Genomic DNA, 18044 nt, shown 5'->3' with positions numbered 1-18044 from the left:
CTGCCGAGCCGCGACCGGAAACCGGAGACCGTTCCCGTGCACGCCAGCATCACCTCCGCCTACCTCACCCGGTACCGCTCCGCCGCCGCCCGATCCCCGGTGGAGCTGCTCCCGCTGACCGGAGCCCAGCGGCGGTTCCTGATCACCCGCCGACTCGCGCCGCTCCGCCGCTCCGACGTCGTCCCGCTGTTCTTCGCCTACCCGCGCGGCACCCTCGACCAGGACCGCCTGGCCCGCGCCGCCACCGCGGTCGCCGCCCGTCACCCCGCGCTGTGCGGCGGCTTCGCGGCGGTGCGCGGCACACCCGTCCTGCGGGTCGGCGGCCCCTCCGCCGAGGCCGCCCGGATCGCCGTCGCCCCCGGCGGCACGGCCCGCGAGGCGCTGCGCGAAGCCCTGCTGGACTGGCCCGCCGACGGGCCCGCGCTGCGCCTGCTGTTCGCCCACGAGCCGGACGGCGAAGAGGAGTTGCTGGCCCTCGCGCTGGACCACGCGGCCTGCGACGAGCAGTCCCTCGGGGTGCTCACCGCCGAACTCAGCCAGGCGTACGAGACGGACGAACCGGCGGCGGCCGGGCCCGATCCGCAGGCCCTGGCCGACTACCGCCAGGCCGTGGAGCTCCAACTGGCCACCGAGGACGCGGCCGGCGGGCCCGCCGCGCAGGCCCACTGGGGCCGTCGGCTGGGCGGACTGACCGGGGCGGGCGGCGGCGCGGCCGCGTCCACCGGGATGCTCACCGAGCGGCTGCCCGCCGCCGAGGGCGCCGCGCGCAGCGGCGTCTTCCCGGCCCTGCTGGACGCCGTCGGCGTCGCCGCGCACCGGCTGCACCGGGCGCACCGGACCTACCCGGGGGAGGGGGCGCTCGCGCTCGGCTACCCGTGGGGCGGCCGGCCGGCCGGCGCGCCCGCCGCGCTCGGCTGCTTCCTCAACACCCTGGTGCACCCGGCCGGTCCGACCGCCACGAGCGACCCGGACGCCCTCGCCGACGCCTGGTGGGACGACCTCGACCACGCCGGGACCCCGTTCGACGAGGTGGTCCGCGCCGCCCGTACCGCCGGGGCGTCGTGGTCGGGCGCCCTGGACGCCATGCTCACCCTGGAGGACCTGCACCGCCGCCCGCCGCTGGTGCTCGGCGGCACGCCCGGCCGGGAGACCCACCTGGCCGGACGCCCGCTCGCCGCACCGCTCGCCGTCTCCGCCTCGCACGGCGACGACCTGCTGATCCGACTCGCCTGGGACAGCGACCGCTTCCCCGAGGCCGACGCCCACGCCGCCTTCGACGACCTGCTCGCCGTGCTGCGGCAGCACCTGCGGGCCCGGCCGCTCCTGCACACCCACGCCTGAGCCACCGCGCCCGAGCACCCGCACCCGAGCACCCGCACCCGAGCACCCGCACCCGAACGCGCGTGCCCCGAGAGGGCTTCGCGCCTCCCGTACCCAGGGCCCCCACCCGCCCGACCTCCCGCGCCCACCCCGCGGGCCCGAACTCCCACACCGGATCCGCCTCGCCGGATCCACCGCGCCCGGACGCGCGTGCCCCGACGGGCACGGGTGCCCGGCCGCCCCGCCCCGCGGCGCGCCGACACCCCGGTGCGCCCCGGGCCACCCGGCCGCAGCGGGTCCACCCCACACCCGCTCCCGGCCACCGCAGTGCCGACAAAGCCCACCACTCAAGGGAACCGTTCATGTTCGCACTCTCTCCGTCGCAGGAGATCGTCTGGCTGCACGAGCAGATGCTGCCGGGAAGCCGCGCCTACAACTTCACCGCCGTCCTCGACCTGTGGGGCACCCTCGACCGGGACGCCCTGCACGCCGGTCTGGGCGCCGTCCTGGACCACCACCCCGGCCTGCGCCTGGAGTTGGTGCCCACACCGGAGGGGCTGCCCGGCCAGCGGGTCGCCGAGGGGTGCCGCCCGGAGCTGCGCCACAGCGACTTCACCGCCGAGGAGGACCCGGAGGCGGCCTTCCGCCGGCTGCTGGCCGCCGAGGCCGAGGAGCCGGTCGACACCGAGCGGGCCCCGGTGCTGCGCTGGCACCTGGTCCGGCTCGCCGAGGACCACCACCGGCTGATCCACGTCGAGCACCACCTCGTCCACGACGGCCACTCCTTCGCGATCCTGCTGCGCGACCTGTTCACCGTCTACCGCGCCCGCGTCCTCGGCGAGCCCTACGAGCTGCCCGCCGCGCCCTCGTACGAGGACCACGCGCGGACCGCCGCCGACGTCTCCCGCGAGCGCGCCCTCGACTTCTGGACCCGCGAGCTGACCGACGCGCCGCGCGAGGTCGCCCTGCCCGGCCTGGCCCGGCCGGGCGTCGAGCGCCGCCACCGCGGCGGCCAGCTGCGCCAGGCGATCGGCGCCGACCTGGCCGAGCGGCTGCGCGAGCGCAGCACGGCGGACGGCCACACCCCGTTCAGCACCCTGCTCGCGCTGCTCGCCGAACTGCTGCGCCGGCACAGCGGCCACCGCGAGATGGTGATCGGCACGGCCGTCGGCAACCGCCCGGAGGGCTTCGAGGGCACCGTCGGCATGTTCGTGAACACCGTGCCGCTGCGCCTGCGGCTCGACCCCGCCGCGTCCGGCACCGACGCCGTCGACGAGGCGACCGACGTCCTGATGCGCGCGCTGCCCTACCAGGACCTTCCGGTGCAGGAGCTGACCCGCCGTCTGGGCCTGCACACCAGCGGCGCCGACAACCCGCTGTGGAACGTGATGTTCAGCGCGCACGACGCCGCGCTCCCGGACGTCCAGGCGCCCGGGCTGGAGGTCTCGCTGTACGAGGGCTTCAACACCGGCACCACCCGCTTCGACCTCGACCTGGTGCTGCTGCCGGACGACCGCCGGGTGGTCGGCGAGAAGCACGGCGCCGCCGGGATGACCCTGGTCTGGGACTACGACGCGGACCTGTTCCGCGAGTCCGAGGCCGTGCTGCTCTCCGAGCGGCTGCTGGAGCTGCTGCGCTGCTACCTCGACCGTCCGCAGGCGCCGATCGCCGAGCTGGCCCCCGCGTCCGAGGACGCGTCCGAAGCCGTGTCCGTGTCCGAGGCCGGGTCCGACGCCGCGCCGGCCGGAGCCGCGCGGACGGACACCGCGTGGGCGGGCGCCGCGCCCGCCGGCGCACCGGCCCTGCTCGACCCGGCCGCCGCCCACGACCCGACCGCACTCGCCCTGCTGGCCGGCACCGAACGGATCAGCTACGGCGAACTCGACCGCCGCGTCACCGAGTTGGTCGAGCGCCTGCGCGCCGCCGGGGTCACGCCCGGCCAGCCGGTGGCCACCGTGCTGCCGCGCGGCACCGACAGCGTGGTCGCCCTGCTCGCCTGCCTGCGCCACGGCGCCGTCCACGCGCCGCTGTCCACCGAGGACCCGGCGGCCCGGCTCGGGCTGCTGCTGGAGCGGCTGAGCCCGGCGCTCGTCCTGGCCACCCGGCAGAGCGCCCTCGCGCTGCCCGCCGAGGGCGTCACCCCGGCACTGCTGGACGGCCCGGCCTTCCCGAAGGCCGAGCCCGCCGCCGTCCTGGACGGCGCCGCGTACCTGATCCACACCTCCGGCTCCACCGGCGTGCCCAAGCCCGTGCAGGTCGGCCGCGAGGCGCTCGCCGGGTACGTCGCCGCGATCGCCGCCCGCTACGAACTCACCCCCGCCGACCGCGTGCTGCTGTTCGCCCGGCCGTCCTTCGACGTGGCGCTGGAGGAGGTGCTGCCCGCCCTCGCCGTCGGCGCCGCCCTGGTCGTGCCGCAGCGCGAGGTGCCCACCGGGCCCGAGCTGGTGGCCGTCCTGGCCGCCCGCGGCGTCACCGTCGCCAACCTGCCGACCAGCTACCTGCTGGCCGTCCGCGAGGACCTGCGCGAGGCGCTGCGCGACGGCCGCTGGACGCCCCGGCTGCTCGTCCTCGGCGGCGAGCGCCTGCCCGCACGGGCGCTCACCGACCTCGCCGGGGCCACCACCGTGCTGAACGCCTACGGCGTCACCGAGGCCACCGTCACCTCCACCGTCCACGAGGTGACCGCCGCCGACGTCGCCGCGGACGGCGAGATCCCGCTCGGCACCGAGCTGGACGGCGTACGGATGCACGTCCTGGACGACACGCTGCGCCCGCTCCCGGCCGGCTGCGTCGGCGAACTCGTGGTCGGCGGGGCGATGGTGGCCGACGGCTACCCCGGCCTGCCGGAGCCGACCGCCGCCCGCTTCGTCACCGTCCCCGCGCTCGACGGCGCCCGCGTCTACCGCACCGGCGACCGCGGCTACCGCGACCTGGAGGGCCGGCTCCGCTTCCTCGGCCGCGCCGACAACCAGGTCAAGCTGCGCGGCCACCGGATCGAGCTGGAGGAGATCGAGGCCGCAGCCTCCGCCGAACTCGGCGGCCGCTCCTGCGCGGTGGTGCTGCACACCGACCCGCAGAACGGCCCCCGCCTGATCGGCTTCCTGGAGGGCGCCGAGCGCCCCGACCAGGCCGCCCTGCACGACGCGCTCGCCCGCCGGCTGCCCGGCGGACTCGTCCCGGCGACCTGGACCGCCGTCGCGGCGATGCCCACCCTGCCCGGCGGCAAGCCCGACCGCGCCGCCCTCGCCCGGCTCGCGGACGAGAGCGCCGACCAGGCCGCCGAGGCGCCCGCCGCGCCGAGCACCTTCGCCGACCCCGGCCAGGAGGTGATCGCCGCCGCCTGGCGCGCCGTGCTCGGCCACGACCGCTTCACCGCGGACTCGCACTTCTTCGAGGTCGGCGGCCACTCGCTGCTCGCCGCCGAGCTCGCCGCCCAGCTGGAACCGCACCTCGGCAGCCGCCCGCCGCTGCGCACCCTGTTCCGCCACGCCGTCCTGGCCGACCAGGCCCGCGTCCTCACCGGAGGAGAGAAGTGACCGCCCCCTCCGCCGTCCTGGAGGACGGCCACCGCGAAATCGTCGAGGCCTTCGAGAGCTTCGTGCGCCGCGAACTCGTCCCGCTGGCCGCCGAGTTGCCGGAGACCGCCGACCAGGTGCCCGGCGACCTGCGCACCTACGTCCGCAAGCGCTCCGCCGCGCTCGGCTTCTACGCGGGCGACTACCCCGAGGAGCTCGGCGGCTCCGGCATGCCCTTCACCGCCGTCGTCCTGCTGCACCACGCCGCCGGGCGCAGCGGCTGCGTCCTCGCACCGTACGCCCTGGCCGGCTCGGACGGCCCCAGCCCGCTGCTGCGCAACGGCACCCCCGAGCAGGTCGAGCGCCACCTGATCCCGCTGGTGCGCGGCGAGCAGACCCGCTGCCTCGCCCTCACCGAGCCGCACGCCGGCTCCGACGCCTTCCGGCTCACCACCACCGCGGTGCGCGAGGGCGACCGGTGGGTGCTGAACGGCCGCAAGACCTTCGTCAGCAACGCCGAGCACGCCGGGATCGCGCTGGTCGTCGCCGCCACCGACTTCGGCGACGGCGCCGGCCCCACCGGCGGCTCCACCGCCTTCGTGCTGCCGATGGACCAGCCCGGCCTGCGCATCGGCCAGCGCTACGAGGGCATGTCCGGCGAGCCGCTGTTCGAGCTGCTGCTCGACCGGGTCACCGTCGGCCCGGAGGCCGTGATCGGCGGCGAGGAGGGCGTCGGCGCGGCCACCGCCCTCGCCATCGACAGCCTCTCCCGCGGCCGCCTGGTGGTCGCCGCGATGTGCAACGGCATCGCCGAGTACGCGCTGCGCGTCGGCGTCGAGTACGCCAAGGACCGGCGCGCCTTCGGCCGGGTGATCGGCGAGTACCAGCACGTCCAGGAGCACCTGGTGTCCACCCGGGCCGAGGTCGAGGCCTCCAAGCTGCTCACCCTCGCCTGCGCCCGGCTGGTCGACGAGGGCACCGAGTCGCCCGAGAACGCCGCGCTCGCCAAGCTCACCGCCTCCGAGACCGCCGTGCGCGCGGTGGACCGCTCGCTCCAGGTGCACGGCGCCACCGGCTGGGTGCGCGGCCACCGGCTGGAGTTCCTGTACCGCTACGTGCGGATGACCACGATCATCGAGGGCACCTCCGAGGTGCAGAAGGTGATCATCGCCCGTTCCATGGGCCTGAACTGACGGTTCGTCACGACTTTGGAGACCACGATGGATTCCCCGAGCATCGGATACGGCCGTCCGCACCAGGACGGCGCGGTCCTCGACCTGTTCACCACCTGGGCGCACCGCACCCCGGACGCCCCCGCCCTGATCGACGGCGAACGGACCTACAGCTACGCCGAAGTCGACCACCTCGCCGACAGAACCGCCGAGGCCCTGCGCGACAGGGTCGGCCCCGGTGACCTCCTCGGCGTCTGCCTCGGCCACTCGGTGGACCTGGTGGCCGTCACCCTGGCCGCCGCCAAGCTCGGCGCCGTCCACCTGCCGCTCGGCCCGCGCCCCGGCGAGCACCGCCTGCGGGCCGTCGCCGAGCAGCTGCGCCCGGCCTGCCTGATCGGCGAGCCGGACCTGCTGCCGCCCGGCGGCGACCGGCTGCCGCTGGACCTGCCCACCGGCGGCGTGGTGGCCGCCCTGGCCCCCGGCGAGCAGGTGCGCGTCCCCGCCGGCACCCACTACGCGGTGCTCACCTCCGGCTCCACCGGCACCCCGAAGGCCGTCGCCGTCACCGAGCCCGCGCTCGGCGCCCTGCTGCACTGGTACCGCGAACTGACCGGCCTCGGCCCCGGCGAGCGGCACAGCCTGCTCATCGGCGTCGCCTTCGACCCGCACGTGATGGAGCTGTGGGCCGGCCTCACCTCCGGCGCCGCCCTGGTCGTCGCCCCCGAGGCCGTCCGCTGGGACTCCGGCGCGCTCACCGACTGGTGGTGCGAGGCCGGCATCACCGTGGCCGTGCTGCCCACCCCGCTGGCCGAGCCCGTCCTGGGCCGGCCCTGGCCCGCCGGTTCGGCGCTGCGCCACCTCACCATCGGCGGCGACCGGCTGCGCCGCGCCCCCGGGCCGGACGTCACCGCGGCCGTGCACAACGCCTACGGCCCCGCCGAGGCCACCGTCACCACCACCGTGCACACCATGGCCCCCGGCGTCGACCACGGCGCCGGCGCCCCGCCGATCGGGCTGCCGATCGCGGGCGCGGTCGTGCTGGTCACCGACGAGGACGGCCGGCCGGTGCCGCGCGGCGTCGCCGGAGAGCTGCGGATCGGCGGCCGGGGCCTGGCCGCCGGGTACCTCGACCCGGAGCTGACCGCCCGCCGCTTCGTCGGCGCGCCCGAGGGCGTGGACGGCACCGACCGGGTCTACCGCACCGGCGACCGGGTCGTCATGCGCCCCGACGGGGTGCTGGAGTTCCACGGCCGCCTGGACGACCAGGTCAAGGTCAGCGGCGTGCGGATCGAACCCGCCGAGGTCGAGGCCGCGTTCGAGCGTGACCCGCGGGTGCGCCGGGCGGTGGTCGCCGCCGAGCAGGCGCCCACCGGCGGCGTCCGGCTGCTCGCCTTCGTCCAGCCCGAGGACGGCGCGGACGGCGGTGCCGACCCCGAGCGGCTGCTCGACGCCGTCCGGCCCTGGCTGCCCGAGCAGGCCGTCCCGTCGGCCGTCCGGCTGGTGGAGCGCTACCCGCTGGACGCCAACGGCAAGGTCGACCGCCACGCGCTGCTGGCCGCCGAACAGCCAGAGCCGGTCGGCGAGGAGGGCGACACCCCCGTCGAGCGCACCGTGCTCAAGCTCTGCCGCGAGCTGATCGGCCGCGCCGACCTCGGGCCCGCCGACAACTTCCTGGCCTCGGGCGGCAACTCGCTCGCGGCCGCCCGACTGCTGGAGGCGCTGGAGAGCGAGTACGGGATCCGGCTGCGCGCGCCCCTCGTGCTGCGCCAGCCGGACCTGCGGGCCGTCGCCCGACTGGTCGAGGAACGGGTCGCCGCCTCGGCCGCGACCGCCTGAGCCCCGACCGACTCCGCCCGCACCTCCTCACTGGGGCGCCCCGGCCCTGCCGCCGGGGCGCCCGGAAGGGAACCACCATGACCACCGCGACCCTGCCCGCGCTGATCGCCCGGCAGGCCGAACGGCAGCCCGACGCGCTCGCCGTGACCGATGGCTCCACCGTCCTCACCTACCGCGAACTCGTCGACGCCGCAGCGCAGTTGTCCGCCGTGCTGACCGCCCGGGGGATCGGCCCCGGCAGCGCCGTCGGCCTGCTCTGCGCCCGCTCCACCCGCCTGGTCGTCGCCCAGCTCGCGATCTGGCGCACCGGCGCCCACGTCCTGCCGCTCGACCCCGCCTACCCGCGCCCGCGCATCGCCGAGATGACCTCCGACGCCGGCGTGCGGCTCGTCCTCGGCGACAAGGCCCTGCTCGCCGAAGCCGGGCTCACCGAGGAGCAGACCCTCGTCCTGACCGACCACGGCACCGACACCACCGGGCCGGTGACGCCCGACGCCGCCGACCCGGCCGCGCCCGCCCTGGTGTTCTACACCTCCGGCTCCACCGGCCGCGCCAAGGGCGTGCTCGTCCCGCACGGCGCCGTCGCCGACCTGGTCACCGCCCCGGACGCCATCGCCCTCGGCCCGCGCGACCGGGTGCTCTTCCACTCCGCCGTCACCTTCGACGCCTCCACCTTCGAACTGTGGGCCCCGCTGGCCCGCGGCGCCGCCGTCGCCGTCTCCCCGGCCGACCGGCCCACCGCCGAGGAACTCGGCCGCGACGTCGAGCGGTTCGGCGTCACCACCCTGCTGCTCACCAGCGCGCTCTTCCACCACCTGGCCGCCCGGCAGTCCCGGATCTTCGGCGTGCTGCGCACCGTGGCCGTCGGCGGCGAGGTGCTGTCGCCCGAGCACGCGGGCGCCGTGCTGCGCGCCTTCCCGTGGCTCGAACTGGTCAACGTCTACGGGCCCACCGAGGCGACCACCTTCACCACCCTGCACCGGGTCACCCGGGCCGACTGCGCCGGCGCCATCCCGATCGGCCGGACGTTCGGCGGGGCCCGCGCCCTGGTCCTGGACGAGCAGCTCGCCCCGGTGCCGCCGGGCACCGTCGGCGAACTGTGGATCGCCGGGGACCGCCTCGCCCAGGGCTACCTGAACCGCCCCGAGCTGACCGCCGAGCGCTTCCGCGAGCTGCCCGGCGTCGGACGCGCCTACCGGAGCGGCGACCTCGCCCGCCGACTCCCCGACGGCACCCTGGAGTTCCACGGCCGGACGGACGAGCAGGTCAAGCTGCGCGGCTTCCGGATCGAACCGGGCGAGGTCGAACACGCACTGCTGCAGCTCCCCGAGGTCGCCGAGGCGGCGGTCGTCGTCCGCCGGGCCGGGCAGACCGACGCCGCCCTCACCGCCTGCCTCGTCCTCACCGAGGGCGCCGGCCAGGCCGTCGACACGCTGCGCGCCCGGCTCGCCGAGCGGCTTCCCGCCCACCTGGTGCCCACCGCGTGGACCGTGCTCGACGCCCTGCCGCTGACCGGCACCGGCAAGGTGGACCGGCGGGCGCTGGCCGCCGACGAACCGGCCGGGCAGCGCCCCTCCGGGGCCGGCGCGCTCACCCCGATCCAGCAGGTCGTCGCCGAGGCCTGGAGCCGCGGCCTGGAACGCCCGATCACCGACCCGGCCGCCGACTTCCTCGCCGAGGGCGGCCACTCGCTGCTCGCCATGTGGGTCGTGGACGACCTGCGCGAGGACCTCGGGGTCGAGCTGTCGCTCGCCGACTTCCTCGGCCACCCGACCGTCGTCGGACAGGCGGAACTGCTCGAACGAGCGCTGCGCGAAGCCGACGGGCCGGACGGCGCCGGGGATCCGGCGGCCCCCGAGGGCCCGGCCGGCTCGGACGACACCCCGGGAGCGGGCCGATGAGCGCCGTGGACCAGGCCGACCTGCTGCGCCGCGCCCGCAGCCGGCGCAGCGCCGCCGCCACCCCGCCGCAGGGCCCGGCCGTGCCCGACGACGGGCCGGCCCCGCTCTCGCACGCCCAGCAGCGCATGTGGCTGATGGACCACCTCGGCCAGGGCGGCGCCCTCTACAACGTCCCGATCGCCGCCCGGCTGCGCGGCCCACTCGACCGGGCCGCCCTCGCCGCCGCGATCACCGGGCTGACCGAGCGGCACGCCGTCCTGCGCACCCGCTACCCGCGCCGGGGCGAACAGCCGTACCAGCAGGTCGACCCGGTGGCGCCGGTGCCGCTGCCGGTCGTGGACGCCGGGACGGACGCCGCCGCCTCGGACCGGCTCGCCGCCGAGGCCGCCCGGCCCTTCGACCTCGCGGCCGGCCCGGTGCTGCGCGCCCTGCTGCTGCGGCACGCGCCGGAGGACCACACGCTGGTGCTGACGATCCATCACATCGCCGTCGACGGCGGATCGTTGCCCGTTCTGGCCGTCGACCTGGCCGCGCTCTACGCCGCCGCCCGCGACGGCGCGGCACCCGAACTGCCGCCCCCCGGGCCGTCGTACGCCGAGTACGCCCGCCAGGAGCGCGCCCGGGACGCCGAACTCACCGCCGCCGCCGACACCCTCGCCGCCCGGCTGGCCGGAGCCCGTCCGCCGGCGCTGCTGCGGCCCGTCCCGCCCGGGGCCCGCGAGCGCCGGGCCGTGCTGCACGCCGCCCCGCTGGACCCCGCCGTCCTGGACGGCCTGCGTAGCCTCGGCGCCCGGCACGGGGCCACGCTGTTCACCGTCGTCCTGGCCGCCGCGTTCGCCGCCCTGCGGGCCGCCACCGGGCAGGGCAACGACCTCGTCCTCGGGTGCGCCAGTGGCCACCGGGCCAGGCCCGACCTGCGGCACACCGTCGGCCTCGCGGTCAACACCCTTGCCGTACGGGTCGATCCGGCTGGGCCCCCGTCGTTCGCGGACCCGACGTTCGCGGACCCGACGTTCGCGGACCCGACGTTCGCGGAGCTGCTGACGGCGGTGCGCGGCGAGCTGCTCGACGCCCAGCGGCACCACGACGTGCCCTTCGACCTCGTGGTCGAGCGGCTCGGCGCGGCCGCCCGGGGCGCGGACGGCACCCCGCTGCTGTCGGTCAGCTGCGACCTCGTCCAGCCCGTCGCCCCGCTGACACTGCCGGGCCTGGAATCCGAGACCGTCGAACTCGACCTGGGGCTCGCCAAGTTCGGCCTGGCACTGCTCGTGGAGGACGGCCCGGCGCCGCGCTGCCTGGTGCAGCACGACCGGGACGCGCTGGACGCGACCACCGCCGGACGGCTGCTCGACGCCTTCGCCGCGCTGCTCGCGGCCGTGGCCCAGGAGGCGGACCAGCCCCTGTCCGAGCTGCCCGGCCGCCTGCTGGTCGCCGCCGAACACCCGGTGCTGGCACACCTGCTGGCCGATCCCGGGGTGGTCGAGGCGGCCGTGGTCGAGAGCGCCGACGGCCCGCCACTCGCCTACGCCGTGGTCCGCGGACCGGTCGCCCCGAACGGCGCCCAGCTGCGGGCGGCCCTGCGCCGACACCTCCCGGCCGCCGAACTCCCGCTCGCGGTCACGCTGCTGGACCGGATCCCCCGGCACCCCGACGGCACCCCCGACCGCGGCCGGCTCCCCGGCGCGACCGGGGACCGCCGGGCGGGGGAGGGGCCGATCGGGGGCAGCCCGGCCGCGGACGGCCCGATCGACACCGTCCGTACGGCCTTCGGCGAACTGCTCGGCACCACCCCGCCCGCCGACGGCGACTTCTTCGCCCTCGGCGGCCACTCCCTGGTCGCCGTCCAGCTCGCCGAACGCCTGCGCACCCGCACCGGGCTGCCGCTCACCGGCCTCGACATCCTGGAGCAGCGCACCCCACGCGCCCTCGCCGCCGTCCTGGCCGCCCGGGAGGACGAGCGCCGCGCCGCCCAGGCCAGGACCGGCACCCGCCCGCGCACCCGCCCCCGCCCCCGCACCGGCACCGTCCTGCTCACCGGCGCGACCGGCGGGGTCGGTGCGGCCGTCCTGCAGGAGCTGATCGCCCAGGGCAGGCCGGTGCGCGTCCTGGTCCGGCCCGAGTCCGCGCACCTGCCCGCGCTGAACGGCGCCGAGGTGGCGGAGGGCGACCTCGCCGACGCGGACAGCCTGCGGAACGCCGTCGAGGGCGTGGACGCCGTGATCCACTCCGCGTGCACCTTCACCGACCACGCCACCGACCTCGCCGCGATGCGCGCCCTGGTGGACGGCTGGCGGGGCGGCCCGTTCGTCTTCGTCAGCAGTATCGACGCGTACGGCCGCCCCGAGGGCACCGAGGTCCCCGAGGGCGCTCCGAGCGGTACGGCGGTCACCCCGTACGGGCAGGCCAAGCTGGACTGCGAGCGCATCCTGTTCGACGCCGCCGCCACCGGCCGCGGACCGGTCACCGCCGTACGCGCCCCGATCGTCTGGGGCCCGCACCACCGCCTGCGCGACCAGCTCCGCTGGGGCTCCACCGGCGAGCTCTACCAGGCCGCCCTGGCCGGCCGGCCCATCCGCCTGCCGGAGGACGAGGGCTGGTACGGCGCCTCCTGGGTGCACGCCGCGGCCCTGGCCCGCGCGCTCGCCGCCTGCGCCGTCCCGGAGCACCCGGCGGCCGGGCGGGTCGTCAACGCGGTGAGCGGGCACGTCTCCTGGGCGGACTTCACGGCCGAACTGGTGCGCCTGCTCGGCTCCTCCAGCCCGCTCACCGTAGGCCCCGACGCCGACGCGGAGCTGCGCCGCCCCTGGCGCTACCGGGCCGGGACCCTGGCCGGAGCGCTCACGCCCGAGCCGGGCGAGGACTGGCGCAGCGTGCTGGCGGCCATGGTCGGCTGACGGCCGAGCAGGCTCCGGACGGAGGGGTCCCCGGGCAGCGGACCCCTCCGCCCGGCCACGGCAGCCGTCGGAGTCGCCGAAGTCGCCCAAGCTGCCGAGGTCGCCGAAACCGCTGCTATTCCAGCAGCCACTCGACACCCTCCTGCGGCACCCACGGGAACGGCACCTCGGGCCACCGGGCCGCCGCCCACGCGTCGACGTCGACCGCGAGGACGGCGGCCACGAACTCCGCGGGCGGCCGGTAGCCGTGGGCGGTGACGTAGTGGGTGATCAGGAACGGCGCCGCGTAGGCGACCGACGGCGCACCCGGGATCCGCAGTTCGCCGTTTCCCTCCGGCCCCTCGTCCGGGCAGAGGTCGCACTCGTGGACCCCGAGGCAGACGTTCATCCACTGCACCCGCTGGACGGCCGCCAGCTTCTCCACGAACCCGGCGGGCACGTCCCCGGTCGGGTACGGCTCGCCCTGCTGCAGCCAGCCGACGTTCAATCGGGTGTACGCGGGCCGGTACCAGAGCGCGTAGAACCCGGACTGCGGGTCCGTGAACGCGTCGTCGGCACTGTAGGTGTATTCGGTCAGATCTTCGTAGAACACCGACGCATCATGCCCGATCGGCCCGCTCACCCGATGGTCACCACCCTGGCCCACTCCGGCGGCGCCTCCGGCCGGTAGTCCGGGTCGGACTCGTTGTAGCTGCCGGGGCGGGGGAAGAGGCCGACGACGGTGCGGCAGGGCGGCGCGGCGGACGGCCACGGGGTCTGGCCGTCCGTCAGCACCACCACGACGTCCGGCCGGGGCGTGGTGCCCAGGGCGGCACCGAAGCCGGCGCGCAGGTCCGTGCCGCCGCCGCCGATCAGCGGGATGCCCGCCGACCGGCACACCGAGTGCACGGCCTGGGGAGCCGCGTCGCACGGGACCACCGTGACCTGGTCACGGCGGCCGCCGACCGCCCGCGCGATCGCCGCGACCTCCAGCAGCGCGCTGCCCAGCTCGTCGTCCGAGACCGACCCGGAGGTGTCGATCACCACCGCGACCCGGGGCGGCCGCCGCCGCAGGCTCGGCAGCACCACGCCCGGCACCGCGGCCGAACGGCGGGCCGGGCGGCCGTAGCTGTAGTCCTCGCCGGTGCCCGGACCGGAGACCGCCGAGCGCATCGCCGCCCCCAGCAACTGCCGCCACGGCTGCGGCGGGTGGAACGCCTCCTCGGCCCAGCGCCGCCAGCCCGCCGGGGTGTCGCCGGGGCGGCCCCGGATCCCCTCGGCGACCCGGAAGCGGACGGCGTCGCGCTCCTGCGCGCTCAACCCGTGGGCACCGTCGGGGCCCAACTCCCAGGGGCGGTCGGTGCCGTCGGCGCCGCTGCCGCAGTCCAGCCAGGCCGTGTCCAGGTCGCGCGGGAGGAACCGGTAGGCGCGCAGGTACTCCTCCATCAGGAGGCCCTCCGGCAGCCGCAGGCGTTCCGGCCGCAGCGCCCCGGCCGGCTCGACCAGACCGTCCCCGTACACGTCGTCGTTGATCTCGCAGTCGGCGGCGATGTTCGTGCGCAGCTGCGCCGCCGGGCCCTCCAGGCCGAGCTCGCGGGCGATCCGGTCGCTGCGCCCGTGGTGGTCCCGCAGCAGGTGGGAGACCTCGTGCACCCAGACGCCGGCCAGTTCCTCCACCGGCGTGCGGTTGACGAAGACCGGCGAGGCGTAGCAGCGCCAGTACTTGTCCACGGCCATCGTCGGCACCTCCCGCGACTCCACCAGGTGCAGCGCGAACAGGGCCGTCGACAGGTACGGCCGGGCGCGGGCGGCCTGCAGCCGGGCGGCGTACAGCTTCTCGACGTCCAGCTTCGCGGCGTACGGCTTCGAGGCGTACGGCTTCGCGGTGCCCGGCTTCCTGGGGTGCGGAGGTCCGGGACGGGGTTTCCCGGCGCCCGACGTACCAGTGCCCGGCAGCCCCATACCCGGCTTCCCGGCGCCCGGCTTCCCGGTGCCCGGCAGCCCCATGCCCGGCTTCCCGGCGCCCGGCTTCCCGGCGTCCGGCACGGCAGCCGTACTCATCGGCCCGCCTTCTCCGCCGCCCGGGCGGCGGCGCGGTCGGCCCGGCGGGAGAGCGCCAGCGCCGGGGCCAGCCGCTCGATCGCCTCCGGCACGTCCCAGTCCTCCCGCCGCAGCGAGGCGAGCGTGGTGGCCGGGACGACCACCAGGTCCGGTGCGCCGGTCTCCAGCGCCCGGGCCAGCAGCGCCCAGGCCGAGTCCCAGCGCCGACGGTCCGGCCGGTTGCGCACCGCCGCGACCACCCCGTCCAGCACCGCCTGGCGGAGGTCCCCGCGCTCGGGCAGTTCCGCGCCCGCCGGGTCGGCGAGCAGGTCCTCCGGGTCGGGCAGGTCCATCCGGTCCATGCTCGCCATCAGCTCCAGCCCCGGGCCGTCGCCGACGGTGCCGCGGACCAGCAGCGACAGCACCTCGCGCTCGGACCCGGCCGCGGTCGCGAAGGCGATCAGCCGCAGCGCCATGTCCCAGCTGCGCGGGGACGGCCAGGCGCCGCCGCGCCGGGTCTCGGTGGTGGGCAGCCGGTGCACCAGCTCCGGGCGGGTGGTCAGCAGCCCGCACACTGCGCGCCGCGCGTGTGCGACGGCCGCCGGCAGCGCCTGCGGGTCGAGCCGGGGCAGGGTGGCCACCGGCCAGACCCCGCCGAGGCCGCGCACCACCACCTCGTGGTCGTGCACCCACTGCAGGTGGACGAAGCGGTTGGCCAGCGGCGGGCTCAGCTCCCAGCCGTCGGCCGCCGAGGCGCGCGGGTTGGCGGCGGCCACGATCCGGACGCCCGGCGGGAGCCGGAGCGTGCCGATGCGGCGCTCCAGGACCACCCGGAGCAGCGCGGCCTGGACGGCGGGCGGCGCGGTGGACAGCTCGTCCAGGAACAGCAGCCCGCGCCCGGCGCGCACCAGCCGCACCGCCCAGTCCGGCGGGGCCATCGGCACGCCCTGGTGCGCCGGGTCGTCGCCGACGACGGGCAGCCCGGAGAAGTCGGAGGGCTCGTGGACGCTGGCGATCACCGTGGTCAGCGGCAGTTCCAGCGCCTCGGCGAGCTGGTTGATCGCGGCGGTCTTGCCGATGCCGGGCTCGCCCCAGAGCAGCACGGGCAGGTCGGCGGCCACGGCCAGGGTGAGGGCTTCCAGTTGGGTGTCGGCGCGCGGTTCGGTGGCGGTGTCGTCGAGCAGGTCGAGCAGCCGGCGGGCGACGTCGAGCCGCGAGGGCTCGCGCTGCGCGGCCTCGGGGCGGTCGGCCTCGGGGCGGTCGGCTTCGCCCTGCGAGGCCTCGGGGGTGGGTGCGGGCACGGTCATGGTCATGGTCATGGGTGATCACCTGAGGGGTCACGGGCGGAACGGTCCCGGCGGGCGCCGGTGCCGGTCCGGGAGTCAGCGGAGGGTGGCGAGGCGCGGGTGGGCGCGCAAGGCGAAGTGGCGCGGCCGCGGCCGGTAGGCGCCGTCGCGCGCGGGCGTCCGGTACGTCGGGGAGCGGTGGTCGAGCGGGTAGGTCAGGCCGGAGCGGACCAGGCCCGTCCGGTAGAGGCCGTACGCGATCCGGCGGTGGGCGGCGGCCGCCAGCTCGTCCCGCAGCGGGCCGTCGCGCAGCACCGCCTCCGGGCCGAGCAGGTGCTCGACGACGGCCAGTGCCCCGGCGGTGTCGCCGTGGTCCAACCGTTCGCGGACACCGGCCAGTTCGTGCGGACGGCGGTGCGCCAGGTCGACGGCGACCAGGCAGGGCAGCGGGCTGCCGGACAGGGCGGCCAGCAGCTCCTCGCGGCGCAGTTGGGCCGGATCGTGGTCGAGCGGGGCGAGTGCCCCGTCGACCAGGCCGATCCGGTGCCACTCCCCGCGGCAGTCCACCAGCCGTTCGGGCGCGGGCCCTGCCGACGGGCCCGTCCGGGGCGGGTGCCCGGGCACCAACGCGGCCGCCACCAGCGGATGCAGGCGGTCCGGCTCGATCGCGCCCCGGCGGAGCAGATCGAGGTCGGGCGGCACCCAGGTCGCGGCGTCGGGCAGCAGCGGCAGCCCCGAGGTGCCCCCGGTGGCGCCGGTGGTGGACCCGTCCGGCCCGAGGAGCAACCGCCGCCGCCCGAGCCGTACGACCACGGGCCCGTCGGGGCGCCCGTCGGCCCGACGCAGCAGGGCGGCCTCGGCGGCCCACCGGTCGACGGCGTGCCGCTCCCCGGCATCGCCGACGCCCGTGTCAGGAAGGCCGGTCGGCGCACCCGCCCCGGCCCGTTCGGCCAGCTCCCCGCTGCGCCCGGCGTCCCAGAGGTGCCGGTGCAGGTCGTAGCGGAAGCGGCGGCTCGGGCGCGGGTGCGGGTGGAGCGGGAGGCCGTCGCCGCCGGACCCGTCCCAGAGCGCGAGGGCGATCCGCTGGCCGTACTCCGCCCAGGCGGGCGGCGTCCGGACCACCAGGTGCACCGGCCGCTCGCCCGGGTAGCGGGCCAGGGCCATGGTGAGCCCGGGCCGCAGCAGCCCGTCGGGCGCGGATCGCGGCAGGTGCCAGCGCAGCAAGTCCGGTGCGAGGCAGCGGAGATCGGCGCGAACCCGGTCGGCGAGCTCCCGGCCGTGGAGACGCGCGACGTCCCCGAGGCGGAAGTCGACCTCGACGTTGGCGGCTGCGCACGCCCCGGCCCAGTCGCCGGCCAGACGGCGGGCGGTGGCGGTTTCGATCATGGAGGGCGGCACGGCGTACTCGCGTACGCGCCGCCAGAAGGAGATGCGGGAGTCGTACCCGTTCGCGGTGGAAGTGAGCATCAGCACTCACTCTTCGCGGACGGGACCCCCATTCTGTGATCAGCGTGAGTGGTCATCGCCGGGGAGCATAGCGCCCCCGGCGGCCCGCCCGCCACAGCATTTCGACGTGCCGCCGCCGGACGGCTCAAGGGCCGGTGGAAGGCCGGTCGAGACGGGTGGTTCGTGACGGCTTGGGTGTGTTCTGGTGGTGGACGGAGAAGGCGCGGCCCCGGACGGACGGGGCCGGGCGGGGCAGCGCGAGGCGTGTCGGGCGCGTAGACGCTCGCGCATGGAGCTGAGTGCGGAGGCTATGGTTCGCCGGCCCGGAGTGGCATTGACTGGTGGACACAAGGACGGACGCGAAGGGCCGCGGGATCCGGGGCCCGTCCGACCGATCCGACTGGTTTCTACTCCGAGCGAGGGTGATCGTGATGGCTGGTGTGGTGGATCTTTCGACGGATGCCGGTGTCGTGCTGGTGGTCGGTGGTACCGGGAAGACGGGTCGGCGGGTGGCGGACCGGCTGGCTGCGCGTGGGTACGGGGTGCGGGTGGGTTCGCGTTCGGGTGCGGTGCCGTTCGACTGGCATGACGAGGGGACGTGGGAGGCGGCGCTGGAGGGTGTGAGCGCGGCGTATCTGACGTATTACCCGGATCT

Annotated in this window: 10 protein-coding genes and 1 pseudogene; 7 read left to right on the top strand and 4 right to left on the bottom strand. The window is 76.9% G+C overall.

Annotation, left to right across the window (positions count from 1 at the left end):
* Positions 1 to 36: 36 nt before the first annotated feature.
* The 6 genes from ABT048_RS19290 (at position 37) to ABT048_RS19265 (ending at position 12638) form a co-directional block, all read left to right on the top strand.
* Positions 37 to 1341, top strand: coding sequence for an amino acid adenylation domain-containing protein (locus tag ABT048_RS19290; protein WP_350522618.1), 1305 nt, complete (start codon positions 37 to 39; stop codon positions 1339 to 1341).
* Positions 1342 to 1682: 341 nt separating this feature from the next.
* Positions 1683 to 4856 carry a non-ribosomal peptide synthetase gene (locus tag ABT048_RS19285; RefSeq protein ID WP_350522617.1) on the top strand — a complete coding sequence of 1058 codons (3174 nt, stop codon included), beginning with the start codon at positions 1683 to 1685 and terminating at the stop codon, positions 4854 to 4856.
* The gene (locus tag ABT048_RS19280; protein ID WP_350522616.1) at positions 4853 to 6028 is read left to right on the top strand and encodes an acyl-CoA dehydrogenase family protein; all 1176 of its coding nucleotides are present in this window, start codon (positions 4853 to 4855) and stop codon (positions 6026 to 6028) included. The genes ABT048_RS19285 and ABT048_RS19280 overlap by 4 nt, the downstream gene beginning before the upstream one ends.
* A gap of 27 nt (positions 6029 to 6055) precedes the next feature.
* Positions 6056 to 7843: an amino acid adenylation domain-containing protein gene (locus ABT048_RS19275; protein ID WP_350522615.1), complete on the top strand. Its 1788-nt coding sequence runs from the start codon at positions 6056 to 6058 to the stop codon at positions 7841 to 7843.
* Positions 7844 to 7920: 77 nt separating this feature from the next.
* Positions 7921 to 9744 (top strand): non-ribosomal peptide synthetase, encoded by a 1824-nt coding sequence (locus ABT048_RS19270; protein WP_350522614.1) that lies wholly within the window; start codon positions 7921 to 7923, stop codon positions 9742 to 9744.
* Entirely contained in the window at positions 9741 to 12638 is a 2898-nt protein-coding gene (locus tag ABT048_RS19265; protein WP_350522613.1) for a condensation domain-containing protein, read from the top strand. Before ABT048_RS19270 ends, ABT048_RS19265 begins: the two co-directional genes overlap by 4 nt.
* Before the next feature lie 115 nt (positions 12639 to 12753).
* Here the strand turns inward: ABT048_RS19265 and ABT048_RS19260 are convergent, their stop codons facing one another.
* From ABT048_RS19260 to ABT048_RS19245, 4 genes are all read right to left on the bottom strand, one after another.
* Complete coding sequence (locus ABT048_RS19260) at positions 12754 to 13230, bottom strand: DUF7919 family protein (RefSeq protein WP_350522612.1); 477 nt, start codon at positions 13228 to 13230, stop codon at positions 12754 to 12756.
* Between the two features lie 26 nt (positions 13231 to 13256).
* Positions 13257 to 14579: a vWA domain-containing protein gene (locus ABT048_RS19255; RefSeq protein WP_502894040.1), complete on the bottom strand. Its 1323-nt coding sequence runs from the start codon at positions 14577 to 14579 to the stop codon at positions 13257 to 13259.
* A gap of 95 nt (positions 14580 to 14674) precedes the next feature.
* Positions 14675 to 15970, bottom strand: coding sequence for an AAA family ATPase (locus tag ABT048_RS19250; protein ID WP_502894039.1), 1296 nt, complete (start codon positions 15968 to 15970; stop codon positions 14675 to 14677).
* 69 nt (positions 15971 to 16039) lie between these two features.
* Positions 16040 to 17410, bottom strand: coding sequence for a hypothetical protein (locus ABT048_RS19245; RefSeq protein WP_350522609.1), 1371 nt, complete (start codon positions 17408 to 17410; stop codon positions 16040 to 16042).
* A 410-nt stretch (positions 17411 to 17820) separates the two neighbouring features.
* Between ABT048_RS19245 and ABT048_RS19240 the strand changes: the two are divergent.
* Positions 17821 to 18044: pseudogene (locus ABT048_RS19240) on the top strand (NmrA family transcriptional regulator); the annotation flags it as partial.

This window comes from Kitasatospora sp. NPDC096140 (assembly GCF_040303045.1).
In the GTDB taxonomy this organism is placed as follows: Bacteria; Actinomycetota; Actinomycetes; order Streptomycetales; family Streptomycetaceae; genus Kitasatospora.
Note: the sequence above shows the minus strand (reverse complement) of the source record. Positions and strands in the feature narration are given on the sequence as shown.

Bases quoted from the DNA above. Each gene is read 5' to 3' on its own strand.
- ABT048_RS19270 (WP_350522614.1), top strand. From the start codon at position 7,921: ATGACCACCGCGACCCTGCCCGCGCTGATCGCCCGGCAGGCCGAACGG.
- ABT048_RS19245 (WP_350522609.1), bottom strand. From the start codon at position 17,410: ATGCTCACTTCCACCGCGAACGGGTACGACTCCCGCATCTCCTTCTGG.
- ABT048_RS19275 (WP_350522615.1), top strand. From the start codon at position 6,056: ATGGATTCCCCGAGCATCGGATACGGCCGTCCGCACCAGGACGGCGCG.
- ABT048_RS19250 (WP_502894039.1), bottom strand. From the start codon at position 15,970: ATGACCATGACCGTGCCCGCACCCACCCCCGAGGCCTCGCAGGGCGAA.
- ABT048_RS19255 (WP_502894040.1), bottom strand. From the start codon at position 14,579: ATGGGGCTGCCGGGCACTGGTACGTCGGGCGCCGGGAAACCCCGTCCC.
- ABT048_RS19265 (WP_350522613.1), top strand. From the start codon at position 9,741: ATGAGCGCCGTGGACCAGGCCGACCTGCTGCGCCGCGCCCGCAGCCGG.
- ABT048_RS19285 (WP_350522617.1), top strand. From the start codon at position 1,683: ATGTTCGCACTCTCTCCGTCGCAGGAGATCGTCTGGCTGCACGAGCAG.